14 protein-coding genes are annotated in these 13,914 nt (G+C 68.0%); all 14 read left to right on the forward strand.

All coding sequences use genetic code 11. The features are described from left to right. The first annotated feature begins 2 nt into the window (after positions 1 to 2). On the forward strand, positions 3 to 2,177 hold the full coding sequence (locus KKR91_RS05585; protein WP_237687500.1) for an acetyl/propionyl/methylcrotonyl-CoA carboxylase subunit alpha: 2,175 nt from the start codon (positions 3 to 5) through the stop codon (positions 2,175 to 2,177). Continuing rightward, complete coding sequence (locus KKR91_RS05590) at positions 2,164 to 3,339, forward strand: acyl-CoA dehydrogenase family protein (protein ID WP_210230535.1); 1,176 nt, start codon at positions 2,164 to 2,166, stop codon at positions 3,337 to 3,339. The genes KKR91_RS05585 and KKR91_RS05590 overlap by 14 nt, the downstream gene beginning before the upstream one ends. Positions 3,340 to 3,380: 41 nt before the next feature. Continuing rightward, the gene (locus tag KKR91_RS05595; RefSeq protein ID WP_215057290.1) at positions 3,381 to 4,184 is read left to right on the forward strand and encodes a CoA transferase subunit A; all 804 of its coding nucleotides are present in this window, start codon (positions 3,381 to 3,383) and stop codon (positions 4,182 to 4,184) included. Then, entirely contained in the window at positions 4,175 to 4,810 is a 636-nt protein-coding gene (locus KKR91_RS05600) for a CoA transferase subunit B (protein WP_210230537.1), read from the forward strand. Before KKR91_RS05595 ends, KKR91_RS05600 begins: the two co-directional genes overlap by 10 nt. Before the next feature lie 38 nt (positions 4,811 to 4,848). Continuing rightward, entirely contained in the window at positions 4,849 to 5,334 is a 486-nt protein-coding gene (locus KKR91_RS05605; RefSeq protein ID WP_210230799.1) for a MaoC family dehydratase, read from the forward strand. Between the two features lie 51 nt (positions 5,335 to 5,385). Further along, positions 5,386 to 6,183, forward strand: coding sequence for an HpcH/HpaI aldolase/citrate lyase family protein (locus tag KKR91_RS05610; protein WP_210230800.1), 798 nt, complete (start codon positions 5,386 to 5,388; stop codon positions 6,181 to 6,183). Between the two features lie 105 nt (positions 6,184 to 6,288). Then, positions 6,289 to 6,963 carry an SDR family oxidoreductase gene (locus KKR91_RS05615; RefSeq protein WP_210230538.1) on the forward strand — a complete coding sequence of 225 codons (675 nt, stop codon included), beginning with the start codon at positions 6,289 to 6,291 and terminating at the stop codon, positions 6,961 to 6,963. 523 nt (positions 6,964 to 7,486) lie between these two features. Continuing rightward, entirely contained in the window at positions 7,487 to 8,731 is a 1,245-nt protein-coding gene (gene dxr, locus KKR91_RS05620) for a 1-deoxy-D-xylulose-5-phosphate reductoisomerase (RefSeq protein ID WP_210230540.1), read from the forward strand. A gap of 37 nt (positions 8,732 to 8,768) precedes the next feature. Beyond that, entirely contained in the window at positions 8,769 to 10,115 is a 1,347-nt protein-coding gene (locus tag KKR91_RS05625) for a M50 family metallopeptidase (RefSeq protein WP_210230542.1), read from the forward strand. Positions 10,116 to 10,206: 91 nt separating this feature from the next. Continuing rightward, positions 10,207 to 10,893: a MarR family transcriptional regulator gene (locus KKR91_RS05630; RefSeq protein WP_237687501.1), complete on the forward strand. Its 687-nt coding sequence runs from the start codon at positions 10,207 to 10,209 to the stop codon at positions 10,891 to 10,893. After that, a complete protein-coding gene (locus KKR91_RS05635) occupies positions 10,893 to 11,396 on the forward strand; it encodes a hypothetical protein (RefSeq protein ID WP_210230544.1) in 504 nt (167 codons plus the stop codon). Before KKR91_RS05630 ends, KKR91_RS05635 begins: the two co-directional genes overlap by 1 nt. Positions 11,397 to 11,421: 25 nt before the next feature. Continuing rightward, on the forward strand, positions 11,422 to 11,712 hold the full coding sequence (locus KKR91_RS05640) for a YciI family protein (protein ID WP_210230546.1): 291 nt from the start codon (positions 11,422 to 11,424) through the stop codon (positions 11,710 to 11,712). Positions 11,713 to 11,826: 114 nt separating this feature from the next. Further along, the gene (gene ispG / locus KKR91_RS05645; RefSeq protein ID WP_210230802.1) at positions 11,827 to 12,993 is read left to right on the forward strand and encodes a flavodoxin-dependent (E)-4-hydroxy-3-methylbut-2-enyl-diphosphate synthase; all 1,167 of its coding nucleotides are present in this window, start codon (positions 11,827 to 11,829) and stop codon (positions 12,991 to 12,993) included. After that, positions 12,968 to 13,873 carry a GNAT family N-acetyltransferase gene (locus KKR91_RS05650; protein ID WP_420481424.1) on the forward strand — a complete coding sequence of 302 codons (906 nt, stop codon included), beginning with the start codon at positions 12,968 to 12,970 and terminating at the stop codon, positions 13,871 to 13,873. Before ispG ends, KKR91_RS05650 begins: the two co-directional genes overlap by 26 nt. Positions 13,874 to 13,914: the final 41 nt, after the last annotated feature.

Below are 13,914 nucleotides of genomic sequence, written 5' to 3' on the forward strand. Positions count from 1 at the left end.
TTATGACCGACGCACTCTTCGACACCGTCCTGGTCGCCAACCGCGGCGAAATCGCCTGCCGCATCATCGCGACCCTGCGCCGGCTGGGGATCCGCTCCGTTGCGGTCTACAGCGACGACGACGCCGGCGCGCGGCACGTGCGCGAGGCCGACCTTGCCGTCCGGCTCGGCCCGGCGGCGCCCCGGGACAGCTACCTCAACATCGAGGCCGTGCTCGCTGCCTGCCGGCGCTCCGGAGCGCAGGCGGTGCACCCCGGCTACGGGTTCCTCAGCGAAAGCGCCGAGTTCGCCCGGGCCCTTGAAGCTGCCGGGATTGTGTTCATCGGCCCCGGCGTGCGCGCACTGGACCTGATGGGGGACAAGATCCGGTCAAAGAACCACGTCTCCTCGCACGGGGTTCCGGTGGTGCCGGGTATCGCCGAACCCGGCCTGACCGACGACCAGCTGATCACCGCCGCCGCCTCCGTGGGCTTCCCGCTGCTGATCAAGCCCTCGGCCGGAGGCGGCGGCAAGGGCATGCACGCGGTGGAAAACGCCGCAGACCTGCCGGCCGCGTTGCCCACCGCCCGCCGGGTCGCGGCATCGGCGTTCGGCGACGACACCCTCTTCCTGGAACGGCTGATCGCTGTGCCCCGGCACATCGAGGTGCAGGTGCTGGCGGACAGCCATGGCAACGTGATCCATCTGGGGGAGCGTGAGTGCTCGCTGCAGCGACGCCACCAGAAGGTCATTGAGGAGGCGCCATCGGTCCTGCTGGACGAGGCAACCCGCGCCCGGATCGGGGAGGCTGCCTGCGAGGCGGCCCGGTCGGTGGACTACACCGGGGCCGGAACGGTGGAGTTCCTGGTTTCCGACGCGGCCCCCGGAGAGTTCTTCTTCATGGAGATGAACACCCGGCTGCAGGTGGAGCACCCGGTGACCGAGATGGTCACCGGACTGGACCTGGTCGAATGGCAGGTCCGCATTGCCGCCGGCGAGAAGCTGGAGCTGGTCCAGGACGATGTGCGCCTCACCGGCCACGCCGTGGAAGCCCGGGTCTATGCGGAGAACCCGGCGCGGGACTTCCTGCCCACCTCCGGGCGGGTACACCGCCTGCAGGAGGCCGCAGGGGAGGGGATCCGGGTGGACTCCTCGCTGCTGCCGGGACTCACCGTCTCCTCCAGCTACGACCCGATGCTGGCCAAGGTGATCGCGTGGGGCCCGGACCGGCAGAGCGCGCTGGACCGGCTGGATGCAGCACTGGCGCAGACCGTCATCCTGGGAATCGGCACCAACCTGGAATACCTGCGCCTGCTGGTCAACGATCCCGACGTCCGGGCCGGCCGCCTGGATACCACCATGATCGAACGGAAGCTGCCGGGGCTGACCTTCCGCAGCCCTTCTGAACCGGAGTTGGCCGCCGCCGCGCTGGTCCGGGTGGAGGAGCTGGCCGGGGCCGCCGCACCGGGCTTGTCCTCAGCACCGGCTGCGGGCCGGACGGCGGACCCCTCGCCCTGGCGGCGGGCCGACGGCTGGCGGATCGGGGTGCACCGGCCGTTGACGCTCACCTTCGCGGCCGCCGCACCTCCTGCGCCCGCCGCGCCTCCTGCGCCCGGCGCGGGCGCCCCGGTACCTCGCGACGTCGTCGTCACCGTCCGCGGCAGCGCAACGGACGCCATGGTCACCATCAACGGGGGACCGGAGCATAGGGCGTCGCTGCACCGGGACGGGGACCGTGTCCTGCTCACGCTGGACGGCACCGTGCACCCGCTGACCTTGGCCCCGGTACCCGGCCCCGACCGCGGCCCCGGCACGGTGTGGGTTGCCGACGGCGGATATGCCGCCGAACTGCGGATCCGCAGCCGACGCGAACTGCTGGCTGCGGCGCTGGCCGCGGCGGGCCGTGCCGACGGTGCCGCCGATCCGGTACTGCGCTCGCCGATGCCCGGGACGGTGACGGCCGTGGCAGTCGCCGACGGCGACTCCGTCACCGCCGGGCAGCCGCTGCTCAGCGTCGAGGCCATGAAGATGGAGCACCAGCTCACCGCGCCGCTCACTGGCACCGTGTCGCTGAACCTGCGGCCCGGCGACCTGGTCAAGGCCGACCAGGTGCTGGCGACCATCATGCCGGCGGACCCCGTCCCGGACCCCGCCACCCCAAACCCCGCAACCGAAGGAGCAGGACATGCCGGACTTTGACCTGAACGAGGACTACCAGGACCTGGTGGATACCGTCCGCGACTTCGCCGACACCGTCGTCGCGCCCGTATCCGCCCAGCACGACGCCGAGCACACCTTCCCCTACAAGGTAGTGGCGCAGATGGGGGAGATGGGCCTGTTCGGCCTGCCGTTCCCGGAGCAGTACGGCGGACAGGGCGGCGACTATTTTGCCCTCGCCCTGGCCCTGGAGCAGCTGGCCCGGGTGGACCAGTCCGTGGCCATCACCCTGGAGGCCGGCGTGTCCCTGGGAGCCATGCCCATCTACCGGTTCGGCACCGAGGAGCAGAAGCAGCAGTGGCTGCCCTCCCTCGCCTCCGGCACGGCGCTCGCCGGTTTCGGGCTGACCGAGAGCGAAGCCGGTTCAGACGCCGGCGGCACCCGGACCAACGCGCACCGCGAGAATGGGCAGTGGGTGATCAACGGGACCAAGGAGTTCATCACCAACTCCGGCACCGACATCACCACCCTGGTCACCGTCACAGCCGTCACCGGAAGCACTGAGGTTCCGGACGGCCACGGCGGCAGCACGGTCAAGAAGCAGATCTCCACCCTCCTGGTTCCCACCGACACCCCCGGCTTCACTGCGGAAAAGGCCTACAACAAGGTGGGCTGGAATGCCTCGGACACCCATCCGCTCACCCTGAACAACGTCCGGGTTCCGGAAGCCAACCTGCTTGGCGCCGAGGGCCGCGGCTTCGCGAACTTCCTGCAGATCCTGGACGAGGGACGCATCGCGATTGCCGCCCTCGCCACCGGAGCAGCCCAGGGATGCGTCGAGGAAGCCCTGCGCTACGCCAAGGAACGCGAGGCCTTTGGGGCTGCGATCGGCACCAACCAGGCCATTTCCTTCAAGATCGCCCGGATGCAGACCCGCGCCCACACCGCCCGGCTGGCCTACTACGACGCCGCCGCGCGGATGCTCGCCGGCAAGCCGTTCAAGACCCAGGCGGCCATGGCTAAGCTGGTCGCAGGCGAGGCGGCCATGGACAATGCCCGCGACGCCACCCAGATTTTCGGGGGTTATGGTTTCATCAACGAGTTCCGGGTGGCCCGCCACTACCGCGATTCCAAGATCCTGGAAGTGGGCGAGGGCACCACGGAGGTCCAGCTGATGCTGATCGCCCGGGAACTGGGGCTCTAGGATGTCCGGTTGGTCAACGGCGATTAACGAACGGTGGATCCATGATTAACAAGGTGATAGCCACGGCTGCCGACGCCGTCGCCGACATCCCCGACGGCGCCTCCCTGGCCGTGGGCGGCTTTGGACTGTGCGGCATTCCCGTGGCACTGATCGATGCCCTGCACGACGCCGGGGCTTCCGACTTGGAGACGGTCAGCAACAACTGCGGCGTCGATGACTGGGGCCTGGGCCGGCTGCTGGCCGACCACCGGATCCGCCGCACGGTCAGCTCCTACGTGGGGGAGAACAAAGAATTTGCCCGGCAGTTCCTCGCCGGCGAGCTGGAAGTCATCCTCACGCCGCAGGGCACGCTCGCCGAGAAGCTGCGCGCCGGCGGGGCAGGCATCCCCGCGTTCTATACGAGCGCCGGGGTGGGAACCCAGGTCAGCGAGGGCGGGCTGCCGCAGAAGTACGACGGCGACGGCGGTGTGCTGCAGGCCTCGGACGCCAAGGAAGTGCGCACCTTCGGCGACGCGGAGTACGTGCTGGAGGAGTCCCTGACCCCGGACTTCGCGCTGGTCCACGCGTGGAAGGGGGACCGGCACGGCAACCTGGTCTTCCATGCCACCGCCATGAACTTCAACCCGCTCTGTGCCATGGCCGGAAAAATCACCATTGCCGAGGTGGAAGAGCTGGTGGAACCCGGCGAGCTGGACCCGGCCTCGGTCCATGTCCCGGGCATCTTCGTCCAACGGGTCGTCCCGGTGGCACCGGGGGAGAAGCGCATCGAAAAGCGGACCGTGACCGCCACTACCGGAACCCCGGCAGCGGCGGCATCCACAAAAGGATTCCTGACATGGCACTGACCCGGAACGAGCTGGCCGCCCGCGTGGCCCGCGAGCTGGAAAACGGACAATACGTCAACCTCGGGATCGGCATGCCCACACTGATCCCCAACTTCATTCCCGAGGGAGTGGAAGTGGTGCTGCACTCGGAAAACGGGGTGCTCGGCGTCGGCCCCTATCCCACCGAAGCGGAACTGGACCCGGACCTGATCAACGCCGGCAAGGAAACCGTCACGGTCAATGCCGGTGCGTCGTTCTTCGATTCCGCGGCGTCCTTCGGCATGGTCCGCGGCGGGCATGTGGATGTGGCGGTGCTCGGTGCCATGGAAGTGGCAGCCAACGGGGACCTGGCCAACTGGATGGTTCCCGGCAAGATGGTCAAGGGCATGGGCGGGGCGATGGACCTGGTGTTCGGGGCCAAGAAGCTGATCGTGATGATGGACCACACCGACCGCGGCGGCAACCCCAAGATCGTGTCCGAATGTTCGCTGCCGCTGACCGGAAAGGGCTGCGTGGACCTGATCGTCACCGACCTGGCCGTGATCGAGGTGGGCCCCGGGGGGCTGGTCCTGCGCGAAACCGCTCCCGGGGTGAGCGTGGACGAGGTGCTGGCCGCCACCGGCGCGCGGCTGGAGGTTGGGCTGTGACGTATGAGGAGCCCGACGCCGGGACCGAGGAGCTGGCCATGGCACCGCGGGTCATTGAGCAGCGCGGGCTCTGGTACGAGGAGTTCGAGCCAGGGGTGATCTACCGGCACCGCCCGGGCCGCACTGTCACGGAGGCGGACAACGTCCTGTTCACCACCCTGACCATGAACACCCAGGGCCTGCACCTGGATGCCGCCTACAGTGCGGGCGAACCCTTTGGCCAGCGGCTGGTGAACTCGATGTTCACGCTCGCCACGATGGTGGGCCAGTCCGTGGGGCAGCTGACCCAGGGCACCCTGGTGGCGCAGCTGGGGCTGGGGGAGATTAGCTTTCCGCAGCCGCTCTTCCACGGCGACACGCTGTACACGGAGACCGAGGTGGTGGACAAGCGTCCGTCCGGGTCCCGCCCGGGACAGGGAATTGTCACCCTGGCCCATACCGGCCGCAACCAGCACGGGAATGTGGTGGCGCGCTGCACCCGGACCGCATTGATGTGGATGGAATCCGCCCGGGACGAAGGATAGGTTGGACGCACCACCCGCACTGAAGGAGATTTCCACGTGACCACTTTCCCCATGGGTCCGGCCCTGCTCTTTTGCCCGGCTGACCGGCCCGAGCGCTTCGCCAAGGCAGCTGACCGCGCCGACGCCGTGATCCTGGACCTCGAGGACGCAGTGGCCCCCGGCGATAAGGACGCCGCCCGCCGGAACCTGGTCGACTCCGACCTGGATCCGGAGACCACGATCGTCCGGGTCAACCCGGTGGGGTCCGCTGACTTCGAGAAGGACCTGGCCGCCATCCGGCAAACGCCCTACCGGACCCTGATGGTCGCCAAGGCAGAGGACCCCGCGGCCCTCGGTGCGGCGCTCGCGGACTTCGACGTCGTCGCCCTGCTGGAAACCGCCCTGGGCGTGGTCCGCGCGGCCGAGATTGCGCAGGTGGCATGCGTGACCGCGCTGATGTGGGGCGCCGAAGACCTGATGGCCTCCCTCGGCGGGGAATCCAGCCGCCACGCCGACGGCAGTTACCGGGGCGTGGCCCAGCACGCCCGGGCCACGGTGCTGCTGGCCGCCGGTGCCTACGGCAAGGGCGCCATCGACTCGATCTACGGCAGCATCGAAGATACCGGGGGCCTCGAGCTGGAAGCACGCGACGGTGTTGCCTCCGGTTTCGCTGCCAAGGCCTGCATCCATCCCGGGCAGGTGCCGGCGGTGCGCGCGGCCTATGCGCCGTCGGAGGATGAGGTTCTGTACGCGGCCGAGCTCATCACCGAATCCGAGAACCAGGGCGGAGTGTTCAGCTTCCGCGGCCAGATGATCGACGGTCCGCTGCTGAAGCAGGCCCGGCAGACACTGCGCCGCGCCGGCCGGTAGCTGCTGCGCCGGCTGCCAGTGCGCGGCTGTTGATCTCGGGGCTCCGGCAGCCGAATTCCCGAGGCACCCGGGCGCTGGGAACAGGGGCTGCGTTACCTTCTTAAGATGCGCATAGTCATAGCAGGTGCCCATGGACAGATTGCCCGCGAACTCGGCCGGCTGCTCACCGCCAACGGCCACGATGTGGCCGGCCTGATCCGCAACCCGGACCAGGCCGCTGACGTGGAGGCCGACGGCGTTGCCCCGGTGGTTATCGACCTGGAGAACAGCACGGTCGACGACGTCATCCAGGTCCTCACCGGTGCCGACGCAGCCGTTTTCGCCGCGGGTGCCGGCCCGGGCAGCGGTGCCGCCCGGAAGGACAGCGTGGACCGCGGTGCCGCAGTGCTGCTGGCCGAAGGAGCGGAACAGGCCGGGGTGTCCCGCTTTGTGCAGATCTCCGCCGACGGTCTCGATGCGGTGGCCGGGGGTGCCCGGCCGGAGGGCCTCGACGACGTCATGTACGCCTACCTCGTTGCCAAGCTGGCTGCCGAGGAGGACCTCAAGACCCGCGACCTGGACTGGACCATCGTGCGGCCGGGGCACCTGACCAATGACCAGGCCGTGGGCCTGGTGGAACTTGCCCCCGAGGTCGAGCCGGGCAGCATTCCCCGGCACGACGTCGCGGCGGTCCTCGCGGAGCTGATCCACAGCGGCCGCGGCGCCCGGCTCACCCTGGACGTTGTCTCGGGCAACGACCCGATCCCGGACGCCGTCGCGGCCCTGCCCATCACGTTGTAGCCGGCCTTCCCAGCCGGCCCCAATCTGGTGCCCTCCCGGGGCCGGCGGCAGGCTTCGCCGACTCCGCTGGCACGGGTGGTTCCCCCTCTCGTCCACTCCCGCAGCTGATGGGGCGCCCGCCGCCTGTCACCCCTGTCCCCATAGGGTGGGAGCTGGTGCGCCGCCCGTCGAGTGTGCAGTTGTGGCGGTTATCCGGATGTCCCCGGCATCGAGAGTGCACCTACGGCGGGGTCGGGCCTCTGGAAGTCGCCAAACGTGTACTCTCGCGGTCCGGGCACGGACCTTTTCCCGCGTTAGGTGCGCTCTCGCCGCCGAGTGCGCACATATGGCGAGTACCCGGGCGCCCCCGGCGCCGAGAGTGCAGCTCTGGCGAAGTAGCACGCTGTCGCCCGCCGCCGAGAGTGCAGCTCTGCCGGTTATCCCGGCGTCCCCGGTATCGAGATCGCAGTTATGGCGGGCTCCACCCGTGGCCAGAGCACCGGGAGCGCAGCCCGCGACAGCCGCGGTGCGTAATACTTGAACCATGCAGCTTCAAGGTTTTTCCGGCACCCCGTCCGCAGCCACCGACCGCCCCTTCGGCAGTACCGAGGGCGTGCCCCGGCGCGTGGTGCTCCTGGGCTCCACCGGATCGATCGGCACTCAGGCCATCGACGTGGCCGACGGCGCCCCGGACCGGTTCACCATTGTTGCCCTGGCCGCCGGCGGGTCCAACCTGGACCTGCTCGCCCGGCAGGCCGTCCATACCCGGGCCGCCGCCGTCGGCGCAGCCGTCGTTGACACCGCCACCCTGCGCAACGCCATCGAGGCTGCATCCCGCGACGCCGGTGTCAACGACTATGACCCGGAACTCTTCACCGGCCCCTCCGCAGCCACCGCCATCGCCGCCTGGCCCGAGGCCGAGGTGGTCCTGAACGGCATTACCGGTTCCATCGGCCTGGAACCCACCCTTGCCGCACTGGCCGCCGGCCACCTGCTGGCCCTGGCGAACAAGGAATCCCTGATCGTCGGAGGCGAGCTGGTCAAGCGGGCAGCAGCTCCGGGACAGCTGGTGCCGGTGGATTCCGAGCACTCCGCCCTGGCCCAGGCCCTGCGCTCGGGCACCGACGCGGAGGTGGACCGTCTGGTCGTCACCGCTTCCGGCGGTCCGTTCCGCGGCATGACCCGCAGCCAGCTCGAACACGTCACCCCCGACCAGGCACTGGCCCACCCGACCTGGAAAATGGGCCGGATGGTCACCACCAACTCGGCCTCCATGGTCAACAAGGCCCTGGAAGTCATCGAAGCCCACCTGCTCTTCGACGTGCCGCTGGACCGGATCGACGTCGTCGTCCACCCGCAGTCCGTGGTGCATTCCATGGTTCAGTTCGTGGACGGCTCCACCATCGCGCAGGCCTCCCCGCCGGACATGCGCCTGCCGATCGCCCTGGGCATGGGCTGGCCGGACCGGGTTCCGGGCGCCGCGAAGCCCTGCGACTGGTCCAAGGCCGCCACCTGGACGTTCGAGCCGCTGGACGAGGAGGCATTTCCCGCCGTCGCTCTGGCCAAGGCCACCGCCGCGGCCGGCGGCACCGGCATGGCCGTGTACAACGCAGCCAACGAAGAGGCCGTGGATGCCTTCCACGACGGACTCATCGGATTCACAGACATCGTTGATACGATCGCGGCCGTATTGGCCGAACACACCGACACCGCGGAACTCACCCTGGAGTCGGTGCTCGCTGCGGAAAAGTGGGCCCGCACAGCGGCACGCGCCCGCTGCGGCCGGTAGTTTTCCGCACAACTCCATAACCCCGAAGGAAAAACCCTTGACCGTTCTGCTCTTCATCCTGGGCGTGCTGTTCGTGGCCGTCGGCATCGCCGTGTCCATTGCCCTGCACGAAGTGGGCCATTTGGTACCGGCCAAAGCGTTCAAGGTCCGGGTGACCCAGTACATGATCGGCTTCGGTCCGACCATATTCTCCCGCCGCCGCGGCGAAACCGAGTACGGCGTCAAGGCCCTGCCGCTGGGCGGTTATGTATCCATGGTCGGCATGTACCCGCCGAACGCCGCCGACGAAACCGATGGGACCGTCCGCAGCTCCAGCACCGGAATGTTCCAGCAGCTGGCCACGGATGCACGCTCCGCGGCAGCGGAACAGCTGCAGCCCGGTGACGAGAACCGGGTCTTTTACAACCTGCCGATCTGGAAGCGCATCATCGTGATGCTCGGCGGACCGTTCATGAACCTGGTGATCGGCGTCGTGCTCTTTGCCGTGCTGCTCATGGGCTTCGGAACGGCACAGAGCACCACCACCCTTTCAGAGGTGAACCAGTGCGTCATCACCTCTGACCAGGCAGCCCAGGGACAGACCGAGTGCACCGACGCCGACCCGGCAGCGCCCGCCTATCAGGCCGGTCTCCTGCCCGGCGACACGATCACCGAGTTCAACGGCAGCCCTGTCACGTCCTGGGAAGACCTGTCCTCCCGCATCCGGGACGCGGCCGGCCAATCAGTGCCGATCACTTACATGCGCGACGGCGTGGAACACGACACGGTCATCACCCCGTTGCTCACCGAACGCCCGGTGGCCGGCGACGACGGCGCGCCGGCGGTGGACGACGCAGGCAACCCGGTGACGCAGGAGGTTGGGTTCATTGGCGTGGCTGCCTCCACCGAGCTGGTCCGCCAGCCGGGATCCGAAGTGCTGCCCGCCGTGGGGGAGAACCTGTCCAGCATCGCCGGCGTGATCCTCAACCTGCCCCAGCGTGTGGTGGACGTCGCCCAGGCGGCGTTCTCCTCGGAGGAACGCGATCCGAACGGCCCCATGAGTGTTGTGGGCGTGGGGCGCATCGCCGGTGAAATCTCCTCCATGGAGGAAGTGCCCGTGGAAAGCCGGGTCGCTACCCTGGTGGGGCTGGTCGCCAGCGTGAACCTGGCACTCTTTGTCTTCAACCTGATCCCGCTGCTGCCGCTGGACGGTGGACACGTGGCCGGCGCCCTCTGGGAAGGGCTGCGCCGCCGGGTGGCCAAGCTCTTCAAGCGGCCGGATCCGGGCCACTTCGACCTGGCCAAGATGCTGCCCCTGACTTATGCGGTGGCGATCCTGCTCATGGGCATGAGCGCCCTGTTGATTTACGCGGACATCGTGAAGCCGGTGAGCCTCTTCAACTAGGCCCAGCCTCTTCCGGCAGGGCGGCCCGGGGTTCGCGGATTTGAAGCCGTAAACGGTTGATATTCGGATTTCAACCGGCTACGGTTTCAACATGTTCGTGCTGACGATCGACCAAAAGGGCAGCCGCGGCGGCCGGGACCGGGTGCCCGAACTCCTGGAGCTGCTGCGCGGCGTGCCCATGGACCGTGCCTTCGAACGCTCCGTGGGTGATGAAGTCCAGGGCATCACGGCCGACGCCGGCACCGCGGTGGATGCCGCCCTGCTCGCCCTGCGCAACGGCCACTGGTCAGTGGGGATTGGAGTCGGAGCCGTGGACACCCCGCTGCCCGTGAGCACCCGTGAAGCCTCGGGCCCGGCGTTTTTCGCCGCCCGGGAGGCGGTGGACCGGGCCAAGAAAACCGGTGACCGCCCGCCCCTGGCAGTGGCTGGCGCCCCAGGTGCTGCAGAAGCAGAGGCCGTGCTGGTGCTCATCGGCAGGCTCATCCGGGACCGTTCCGCGGAGCAATGGCGCATCCTGGACCAGGTGGAGCCCGGTATCTGGGGTGCCCAGAGCGCGGCAGCGCGCAGGCTCGGGATCAGCCCGCAGTCGGTCGGTAAAACCACTGCCCGTGCCGGATGGCAGGAGGAATGGGCGGCCCGCCCCGCCGCCGCCGTCCTGCTCTCCAGAGCCGACGACCTGGCTTCAGGTGGGCCGAAACCTGACGGGCAGAATCCCGTCACGTCGGATGCCTCGGGGGCGCCCGGGACAGCCGCGGCCGTCCCGGGGGAGCGTGCCTGATGGAGTTCCTCTGGATCGTCCTGACCCTGCTGGCTGCTGCCGTCCTCGGCTGGCCGGTGACAGCCGGTGTCCTGCGGCTGGCCCGCGCCGTGGAAAATTCCGGACCGCCCTTCTCCGATTCCGATCCGGCCGCGGACCAGGACCGGGACGCGGAACTGCCGGCCGCCGCCGCAGTTCCGGCCCCGGCTGGATCAGCTGCCATATCTCCGGCCCCGCGCCCGGCCCCAACTCCTGCCACGGCAGGCCGCAGCAGCGGGCCGGCGCCCGGATCCGTGCTCCGCGGCGGGCTGGTGATCGGCGTCCTGGAACGGCTGGCGGTAGCCGCGTCGGTGCTGGCCGCAGAGCCGGTGGCGATCGCCTACGTCGTCGCCATCAAGGGCCTGGGCCGCTACGCTGAGCTCAAAGACACACCGGCGGCCGCTGAGCGGTTCATTATCGGGACTTTGACCTCAATGCTGTGGGCAGTGGCGGTAGCCGCCGCGGCCCGCGCCTTCCTGCTCTGAGGCGGCCATCCCGTAGGCTGGGGCAATGAGTATTTTTGCAGTTGAGTACGTTTACGACGCCGATTCCGCCCAGATTCGGGACGAGCACCGCCCGGCTCACCGCGAGTGGCTGGCCGGCCTGCTCGAGGAAGGCCGTGTGCTGGCATCGGGTCCGTTCAAGGACGGGGCCGGTGCACTGCTGATTTTCACCGCCGAAGACGAGGTTGACCTCTCTTCACTGCTGATGAAGGACCCGTTCGCCGCCGTAGGCGCCATCTCCGGGATGAAGACCACGGAGTGGCAGCCCGTTATCGGACCATTTGCCCACCTGGTCTAAGCCTGCAACGAAATTCGTTCATTCCGCCCAGGTGCGGGGTGGATAATAGACAAGCGCAGGTTCGCACCGCGCTTTCAATCGAATAACTGCCCTTGTGGGCACATGGAGGACGTTTTGACCTCGGTCAACCTTGGAATGCCAGCAGCCCCGCCGCCCACCCTCGCGCCGCGGCGCAAGACCCGCCAGATCAAGGTGGGGTCGGTCGGTGTCGGATCCGATTCGCCGATCAGTGTCCAGTCCATGACGACGACGCCGACCACGGATATCAACGCCACCCTGCAGCAGATTGCCGAGTTGACGGCATCGGGCTGCGACATCGTCCGTGTGGCCTGCCCCAGTGCCGACGACGCCGCGGCGCTGCCGATCATCGCGAAGAAGTCGCAGATCCCCGTGATCGCTGACATCCACTTCCAGCCGAAGTACGTGTTCGCCGCGATCGAAGCAGGCTGCGCCGCTGTCCGGGTAAACCCGGGCAACATCCGCAAGTTCGACGACCAGATCAAGGAAATCGCCCAGGTCGCCAAGGACCACGGCACCTCCATCCGCATTGGCGTCAACGCCGGGTCGCTGGATCCGCGGCTGCTGGCCAAGTACGGCAAGGCAACCCCGGAAGCACTGGTTGAATCCGCCGTCTGGGAAGCTTCCCTTTTCGAGGAACACGACTTCCACGACTTCAAGATCTCGGTCAAGCACAATGACCCGGTGGTCATGGTGCGCGCCTACGAGCTGCTGGCCGATCGCGGCGACTGGCCGCTGCACTTGGGCGTGACCGAAGCAGGTCCTGCCTTCCAGGGAACCATCAAGTCCGCCACCGCCTTTGGCGCCCTGCTCTCCCAGGGCATCGGCGACACCATCCGTGTTTCCCTCTCCGCCCCGCCGGTAGAGGAAATCAAGGTTGGCAACCAGATCCTGCAGTCGCTGAACCTGCGCCCGCGCAAACTCGAAATCGTGTCCTGCCCGTCCTGCGGCCGTGCCCAGGTGGACGTGTACACTCTCGCTGAGCAGGTGACGGCCGGTCTGGAAGGCATGGAGGTTCCCCTCCGCGTCGCAGTCATGGGTTGTGTCGTGAACGGACCGGGCGAGGCCCGTGAAGCTGACCTCGGCGTTGCTTCCGGCAACGGCAAGGGCCAGATCTTTGTGAAGGGGGAAGTCATCAAGACTGTCCCCGAAGACCAGATCGTTGAGACCCTCATTGAAGAGGCTATGAAGATCGCAGAGAGCATGGGGGAATCCGATGGCGAAAATGCTGGCACGGGTGGCCCCATGGTTACTGTCGGCTAAGACAGGTACCGCAGGCCGCGAAACAGACGGGATCCGCGGCAGCAGCTCCGGCGCGCTCCGCATCCTGGACCACGCCGATACTGCTGCCCTCTGGGCTTTGGCCGAAGCCGATCCGGTCGCCAATATCTTCGTGTTGTCACATCTTGAAACGACCCGGACCGCCGCGCCCACCGCTGCCGGCGGCCGGGTCGTCGGCGTTTTTGACGGCGACGAGCTGATCGCGGCCTGCTGGGCCGGCGTCAATCTGGTGCCCGTCGGTGTGGACGCGGATACCGGGCCTGAGATCGGCGCGTTCCTTGCCCGCTCCGGCCGCCGCTACTCCTCTATTTTTGGACCCTCCGAAGCGGTGCTGTCCATCTGGTCCCAGCTGCAGTTCTCCAGTCCGCAGCCCTTTGACGTGCGCAGCGACCAGCCGCTGCTGCAGATGACAGGTACTTCGCAGGTCTCACCCGCCCCGGGTCTGCGTTACGCCCAGCCCGCTGAGCTGGACGTCCTGCTGCCGGCCTGCGCCGCGATGTTCGAGGAGGAAGTGGGTTATTCGCCGGTCTCCGGCGGCAGCCATCATTACCGGCAGCGGGTCAAGTCCCTGATTGCCCGGCAGCAGTCACTGGTGGACTTCGACGCTTCAGGCCAGGTGGTCTTCAAGGCAGAACTGGGCACTGTCTCCAGCTCTGTGGTGCAGATCCAGGGCGTCTGGGTGAATCCCTCCTACCGCGGACGGGGACTGAGCGCGCCCTATATGTCGGCCGTGGTGGAGGCTGCACGGCAGGTCGCGCCGGTGGTCAGCCTGTACGTCAACGCGTACAACGCCCCCGCCCGCGCCACGTACGAAACCGTGGGCTTCGAGCAGGTGGGGACCTTCGCGACCATCCTTTTCTGATTTCCCTCTTCTGATTTCGTATGACGCGTGTCGTCTCACTA

This window comes from Arthrobacter jiangjiafuii (assembly GCF_018622995.1).
Taxonomy (GTDB): Bacteria; Actinomycetota; Actinomycetes; order Actinomycetales; family Micrococcaceae; genus Arthrobacter_B; species Arthrobacter_B jiangjiafuii.

What these genes read in the sequence shown, in the direction of transcription:
- KKR91_RS05635 (WP_210230544.1), top strand. Translation starts at nt 10,893, where the DNA reads ATGGAGTTCCTCTGGATCGTCCTGACCCTGCTGGCTGCTGCCGTCCTC.
- KKR91_RS05640 (WP_210230546.1), top strand. Translation starts at nt 11,422, where the DNA reads ATGAGTATTTTTGCAGTTGAGTACGTTTACGACGCCGATTCCGCCCAG.
- KKR91_RS05615 (WP_210230538.1), top strand. Translation starts at nt 6,289, where the DNA reads ATGCGCATAGTCATAGCAGGTGCCCATGGACAGATTGCCCGCGAACTC.
- KKR91_RS05600 (WP_210230537.1), top strand. Translation starts at nt 4,175, where the DNA reads ATGGCACTGACCCGGAACGAGCTGGCCGCCCGCGTGGCCCGCGAGCTG.
- KKR91_RS05605 (WP_210230799.1), top strand. Translation starts at nt 4,849, where the DNA reads ATGGCACCGCGGGTCATTGAGCAGCGCGGGCTCTGGTACGAGGAGTTC.
- KKR91_RS05585 (WP_237687500.1), top strand. Translation starts at nt 3, where the DNA reads ATGACCGACGCACTCTTCGACACCGTCCTGGTCGCCAACCGCGGCGAA.
- KKR91_RS05610 (WP_210230800.1), top strand. Translation starts at nt 5,386, where the DNA reads ATGGGTCCGGCCCTGCTCTTTTGCCCGGCTGACCGGCCCGAGCGCTTC.
- KKR91_RS05595 (WP_215057290.1), top strand. Translation starts at nt 3,381, where the DNA reads ATGATTAACAAGGTGATAGCCACGGCTGCCGACGCCGTCGCCGACATC.
- KKR91_RS05630 (WP_237687501.1), top strand. Translation starts at nt 10,207, where the DNA reads ATGTTCGTGCTGACGATCGACCAAAAGGGCAGCCGCGGCGGCCGGGAC.
- KKR91_RS05590 (WP_210230535.1), top strand. Translation starts at nt 2,164, where the DNA reads ATGCCGGACTTTGACCTGAACGAGGACTACCAGGACCTGGTGGATACC.
- dxr (WP_210230540.1), top strand. Translation starts at nt 7,487, where the DNA reads ATGCAGCTTCAAGGTTTTTCCGGCACCCCGTCCGCAGCCACCGACCGC.